Here is a 7,264-nt window from a genome sequence, read left to right as displayed (position 1 = left end):
ACCTGCTGGAACCCGACCCCCTCGAACTCCGGATACACCGTCCGCAAAATCTCATGCCGCGCAACAACATCCGACACAGCAGCACCCAACGCCGCCACATCCACCACACCAGACAAACGCAACACAATCGGAATATTGTTCACACCCGACACAGCATCAAACCGCGACAAAAACCACATCCGCTGCTGCGCCAACGACAACGGCACCCGCACCGGACGCACCCGAGCAGTCAACGCCACACGCGCACGCCCAGCGGAAGCTGCGAGCGCAGAGGCAAGCGACGACACCGTCGACGACTCGAACAACGTCTTGACCTGTACCCGCACGTCGAAGACAGCACTCAACCGCGCTGCCAGCTTCGCTGCTATAAGCGAATTGCCTCCAAGCTCGAAGAAGTCGTCATCCGCTCCGACCTGCTCCGTCCCGAGCAGTTCGCCAAACACCGTGGCGATCTGGATCTCATCCTCAGTAGAAGGAGCACGGAACGGACGAGACTCGAAAAGCGGATCCGGTAACGCGGCGGTATCCAACTTGCCCACGGGTGTCAACGGAATCTCACTGATGAGAACGACAGAGGCGGGCACCATGTGCCTGGGCAATTCTTGTCTGCAGACGTCGAGCAGTTCCGTGACGTCGATCTCGGCTCCCGCTCGCGGCAGCACATACGCCACCAGCGCCTGCTCGCCATTGGCGAGCTTGCGACCGAGGGTTGCAACAAAGTCGACCGCTCGATGAGATGCAAGAACAGCGTCGATCTCTCCGAGTTCGACCCGGAAGCCGCGAATCTTCAATTGGGAGTCAGATCGCCCGACGTATTCGAGATCCCGCGCGCCGCCTTCTGCGATGACCCAGCGTACGAGGTCACCACTGCGGTACATTCGTTCGCCCTGCGCTCCGAACGGATTCGCGATGAAACGATCGGCAGTCATACCAGTCAGATTGTGATACCCGCGCGCAACCTGAGGCCCGGCAAGATACAGCTCTCCTGTCGACCCGACTGGGACTGGCTGTAACCGTGAGTCCAGAACCAGGGCGGAAGCCCCGCGAACAGGTCCACCAATTGTCACGCGGTCACCTGGTGCCAGTTTCGGGCTGATGTTGGTGACAATAGTCGTCTCGGTTGGGCCGTATCCGTTGTAGAAGGCCCTGTCCCGTCCCCACCGTGCAACAAGCTCAGGTGGGCATACCTCGCCACCGACTACAGCGGTGACGATGGAATCCAACCCCGAGGGATCCACAGATGCCAACATTGACGGGGTTCCCACCACATGCGTGACGCGTTCGGTTTTCAATAGTTCCGCGAGCTCGTCACCCCCGTAAACGGTCGTCGGAACGATAACCATCGTCGCGCCGGAACCGATGGTAAGCAACAGCTCGAAGAGCGAAGTATCGAAGCTGGGGGTGGCGAAGTGCAGAACCCTCGATTGGGCTGTGGCACCAAGTCGCTCGGCCTGTTCACTCAGCAAATTGCCCAGGCCTGCGTGCGTGACAACAACACCTTTCGGACGTCCAGTCGACCCTGAGGTGTAGATAACGTATGCAGGGTGTTCGGTTCGCAGAGTGCGAACACGGTCCGAATACGCCACCGGTTCGCCGGACATCGCTTCCGATGCCTGCGTCGTCTCGAGAGAATCGATCGCGATCCACCTCACAGACGATGGCAAATCAATATCTAATTCGCCGACGGTCAAGCCGACCGAGACACCCGAATCCTCGATCATGTACGCAACACGGTCAGACGGATAGTTCGGATCCACCGGCACAAAAGCTGCACCGGTCTTCGCGACTGCCCACACTGCCAGCACTGACTCGATTGACCGCGGGATGGACACGGCAACCCTGTCCTCCGGACCTACACCGCCGGCGATCAACATACGAGCCAGGCGAGACGACCGCGCATCCAATTCGGCGTAGGAAAGTGAGTGCCCCTCGAATCGCAACGCTTCCCTCGAAGGATCCAACTCGACGGCCGCCGCCAGCAACTGGGGCAGCAACAATGTCCTCGCTCGGCGAGTGCGGGTGGGCCGCTCCCGTCGACTCTTGCGGGTAGCAGAGGTATCCGGCGTCACACCATCGGCGCTCATGCGGCCACGACCTGCGCTCGAACGGCGTGATGGAGGAGCTCGTGCTGCGTCAAGACATTTCACCTTCGCTTTGGTACTGCAGTTCGATCGGTATTCGCGGGAATCCGATCACTTCCGAGGTTCTACCCTTGACCTGGGCAAATCGAGTTCGACGTCCCGGTATGACCCCAGTAGTTGATCGGACACACCGAACCATTGTTACAGCTGTCGAGGAGTGGACATCATCGGACTGTTCGGGATAAGGGCGTCTATCTACTTCGAGAACGGCGGCGTCAGCTCAGAGTCCACGTCGCGGGATCACACGCCAGGCGTAGATCAGGCAAAGTTCCTTCGACGACATCTGTGAAGACGTCTGTCTGACCTACCGCGTGCGAAACCCACTCCTCCTCGAGGAGGCCGTGCACATCGGCATTCCGAGAATCTTCCGAGGACACAAGGACGACGCCACCCACTACCCCTGCCAGCAGAATCGTTAGAACCGATGTTTCATCGTCGTCGGGACCGAAGTACATCAAACGCGATTCGTAGTCGACGTCGTGCTTTTGCGACATGGCATCCAACTTCGCCGCGAGCTCTCCCTGGGTGATCTGGTCAGAGGCCGATCCGGTAACCACGACTGCGACGTCGTCCACATTGAGCGGACGAACCCGGTCCGCGTAGTTCACGGAACGACTCGAATACGACGCCACCAACTCGATAACATCTGGCTGGTCCAAGTCGAGGCTCGTGTCCAGCGGTACGTCAGATTCGGCCTCACCCGAAATCAACGCCAAGGCCACACTCGGAGCCGTTTCTGTCCCACGTGCTACTCCTGTAGCTCCTACCAGAGCTGCCGCGCCGGCTTTGGACAGCGCCCAGATCGCCACTACCAGTTCGATGCCACGCAGCCCTGTCATCGCAACTGCGTCGCCCGGGCCGATCCCAAGACTGATGAGATGGCGCGCAAGGCGAGATGATCGTGCATCGACCTCGTGGTATGTCACTTCCTCTTCATCGCACACGACTGCGACGGCGTCAGGATCAGCCTCTACGGAGTTCGCCAATAGCTGTGGCACGAGTCTGCCCGTCGAAGCACCAACTGCCGGGGGTGGCGTCGTGTCCACGGAGCCGAGGACTTCTGCTCGTTCGGAGTCGGTGAGCAGTTCGATGTCACCGATCGGACGTGAAGGATCCGAGGACACCCGATCTAGAACGCGTACGAATCGCTCGACATGTGCGTCGGCGGTCACTTGGTCGAAAAGATCGGCGGCGAATACCAAATGGCCAAGCAATCCACCTGTTATCGGATCAGAACTGAGATTGAGTTGGAGGTCGAACTTCGCCGTCGCCTCCACACCCTCGACTGCCGTGATCTTCAAATCCGGCAGGTTGAACTCGGCTCCTGCCATCGGTTCGACCGACAGTGCAACCTGGAAAAGCTCGTTCGCTGACGCCGACAAGGCGCCGGTTACTTCCTCGAACGGGATGTCTCCGTTCGCAAATGCCTCCAGATCGACGTTTCGGACGAGCGCGACCAAGTCGCCGAATCCTGCTCCGAGATCCGGAGCGGTCCTGAGTGCAAGCGTGTTGACGAACATTCCGACTATGTCGTCCAGTTGCTGCTCACCTCGCCCGGCTACAACCGTTCCGATCGCGAAATCTCGGCTACCGCTCAACCGTGCGATGAGAACTGCAAGCGCAGCGTGCACAACCATGAACAATGTGGCGTTGTGTTCGCGCGCAATCTCGTTGAGCCGCGTCGCCGTTTCCGCGTTGACGGAGAACTCCGAAACACCGGCCCTTGTAGACATCTGCGCGGGTCGCTGACGGTCGGAAGGCAATCCGGGCGTCGACGACACACCGTTCAACGTCCGCCGCCAGAAGTCGAGTTGCCGTGCAGCCTGTGAGCCGACCTCGTCGACGCTACCGAGCACTTCGCGCTGCCAGATTGCGAAGTCCGCGTACTGAACAGGCAGCGGCGTCCACGACGGCGCGGTGTCGCGCACTCGAGCCTCATAGGCGACCATCATGTCTCGGGCCAGAGGTGCCATCGATTCACCGTCAGCGGCGATGTGATGAGCGACCAAGACGAATATGAAGTCTGCCGGCCCCAACTCGAGCAACCCCGTGCGCACGGGTACTTCCTGAGCTACGTCGAATCCGGTCGTCACCAACTCCACGACGCGATTGAACGCCGCCGCCTCGTCGTCTACCTGAGTCGTCTCGAGAGGCGAAAGGAGTTCGTCGATCGCGACGACTTTCTGAACCGGGCCTTCGATGTCACTCGGGTAGCTGGTACGGAGCGACTCGTGTCGAACCAAAACGTCGTGAAGAGACTGGCGCAAGGCTGCGACATCCAAGTTCCCTGTCAATCGCAGTGCCAACGGAATGTTGTATGCCGCAGAACCGGGATCCATCTGGTTGATCAACCACATACGCTGCTGCGCCAAGGAGAGAGGGAGGCGTTCTGGGCGTTCCCGCGCCTCCAGCTCCATTCTCGCGCCGGAACCTGCAGTCTTTTGCGCTACTGCCGCCAAACCTTCCACTGTCGAGTTCTCGAACAGCACGCGCACCGGGATCTGAGCATCAAGCGCCTGCCCCAACCGTGCCGCCAACCTCGTAGCGATCAACGAATTGCCACCCAGCGCAAAGAAATCGTCATCCAGACCCACCCGCTCGATGTTCAATACATCGCCGAACACCGACGCAACAATTTCCTGCACCGAGGTGACCGGCGCCCGGAACTCCGCTGCCTCGAATACCGGTGACGGGAGTGCCTTTCGATCCAACTTGCCCGACGCATTGAGAGGAAGCTCGTCGAGAACAAGAACCTTCGACGGCACCATGTACGCCGGAAGCACGGCCCGGGCCGACTCCAGGACTTCCGACGCGTCCACTACAGTTCCCACGACATACCCGACCAGGCTGTCGCCGAACGTAGCATCGCTGTGCAGGACGACCACCGCGTCTGCAACCGTCTCGTGCGCGATCAGCGCAGATTCGATCTCGCCGAGTTCGATGCGTTGCCCCCGCAATTTGACCTGGAAATCCGATCGGCCGACGTACTCCAGCTCGCCCCGACCGTTCCACCTGACCAGGTCGCCCGTTCGATACAACCTACTACCGCCGCCTGATTCATGCTCTCCCACAACCACAAAGGGGTTGGCGACGAAACGTTCCGCAGTCAACGCCGCTCGGTTCCCGTACCCGCGACCGACGCCGACACCACCGACGTACAACTCACCGATCACGCCCGGTGGCACCAGCCCCAACGAACGATCCAGAACGAACAGATCGATGTTCGGCACCGGCGCACCGATCGGCACGCTGACAGTGTCGTGCGCGGTCACCGCATGGAACGAGACCACGTCCGACGCTTCCGTCGGGCCGTAGCTGTTCACCACGCGTACTCCGGCCGACAGCAACCTCCCCAGACGGCTGAGCCGAATCGACTCGCCCCCGAGGAATACAACAGCCAAAGCGCTCAGAGCAGAAACCTCGTCGGAATCCACCACGGCTTCGAACGCGCTAGGTGACATGTTCGCCACTGCAACGTCACCGTGCCCGACGCGAGCAACGATTGCGTCGGGGTCGAAACCGTCTGGGGCAAGCACTACGGTCCGACCGCTGCTCAACGCTGCCCAGACGTTCTTCTGCGTCAAGTCGAAACTCGGTGACGACGCGATCAGAAGACCACCAGTTTCGGGCAACTCGCTGCGATACCAGGCCACCGTGTTCTCGATGCCGGCCATCGGCACCAACGTCGGCTTCGGACGACCCGTCGAACCGGATGTCGAAATGACATACCCCAAGCGGTCCCCCGCCCCGAGTTCACGCCATCGATCCGTCGGCCCCTCCACAATCGGCGAATCGCGCATGATGCTGTCGAGGACGATGACGTCCACCGCCAGATCGAGAGTCGTCGTACTCACCGCACATCGGGCGCCAGTGTCAGCGATTATCGCTTCGATCCGATCCTGTGGATACGACGGATCGATCGGCCCGTACGCAGCACCCGCCTTCCACGCCGCCAACATACCTACGACCCACTCGACCGACCTCGGCACGATCAACGCGACGACGTCATCCGGACCGACGCCGGCCGCCGTCAATCGCTCGGCCACCACGTTTGCGTAGGCGTCGAGCTCCCCATAGGTCAGCGCCTCGCCATCGCACTCGACGGCAAGAGAATCAGGCGCCCGTCCAACCTGTTCTTCGAACATCGCAGTCAAGGACGCGCCTGCCAACGCTGTGCGCCCACCAGCGGACCAGCTGAGAAGGTTGCTGCGCTCAGCAGCCGTCAGTACGTCGATATCACCCAACCGAACTGACGGATCAACAGTGATCTCAGCAAGGATGCGCCCGAACCTGTCGGCAAATCCTGCCACCGTCGACTCGTCGAACAGATCCGTCGCGTACGTGAACTGCGCCGCCATCCCGGCCGGGGCACCGGACTCGTCGAACTGCTCGACCATCGTCAACTGCAGATCGAACTTCGCCGCCACCGTATTCGCGTCGATGCCCGAAACTGTCAGATCACCGAGTCGAAGTGCCGACTGCTCCATGTTCTGGAACGAGAGCATCACCTGGAACAACGGATTACGCGCCTGCGACCGCGCCGGATTGAGCACCTCCACCAACCGCTCGAACGGCAGATCTACGTGCGCAAATGCACCCAGATCACCCTCACGAACCCGACCCAACAAACCCGAGAACGACTCCGAAGAATCCACCTCGGTCCGCAACACCAACGTATTGACGAACATCCCGATCAAATCATCGAGAACCTGCTCACCACGACCCGCCACCGGAGTACCGATCGCAATATCGGACGTCCCCGACAACCGCGACAACAACACCGCCAACGCCGCATGTACCACCATGAACAACGACGAATTCGACTCACGCGCAATTTTTTTCAAAGAATGATGCTCTGGCGCGCCGATAACGAAAGCGTGTTTGGCACCACGATTGGACGCCACCGCCGGCCGCGGACGATCCGCCGGCAAATCCAACTGATCCGGCAACCCCGACAACGCCGACTCCCAGAACCCGATCTGACGCGAAATCAACGACCCCGCATCATCTTCCGACCCCAAAGTCTCCCGCTGCCACAACGCGTAATCCGCATACTGCACCTCGAGCGGCGCCCACCCCGGCACCTCACCCCGAGAACGAGCCTCGTACGCCACCATCACATC

The 7,264-nt window shown here is 60.5% G+C and carries 2 protein-coding genes; both read right to left on the bottom strand.

Annotation, left to right across the window (positions count from 1 at the left end):
* Positions 1-2,084: amino acid adenylation domain-containing protein (locus ACFQ6H_RS29565; protein ID WP_378650400.1), on the bottom strand; the 2,084-nt coding region annotated here is incomplete at its 3' end.
* A gap of 272 nt (positions 2,085-2,356) precedes the next feature.
* Positions 2,357-7,264: amino acid adenylation domain-containing protein (locus ACFQ6H_RS29560; protein ID WP_378650398.1), on the bottom strand; the 4,908-nt coding region annotated here is incomplete at its 5' end.

The sequence above is a fragment of the Rhodococcus sp. NPDC056506 genome, assembly GCF_042794945.1.
Classification (GTDB): domain Bacteria; phylum Actinomycetota; class Actinomycetes; order Mycobacteriales; family Mycobacteriaceae; genus Rhodococcus_F.
This window is presented reverse-complemented; position numbering and strand designations above follow the sequence as displayed.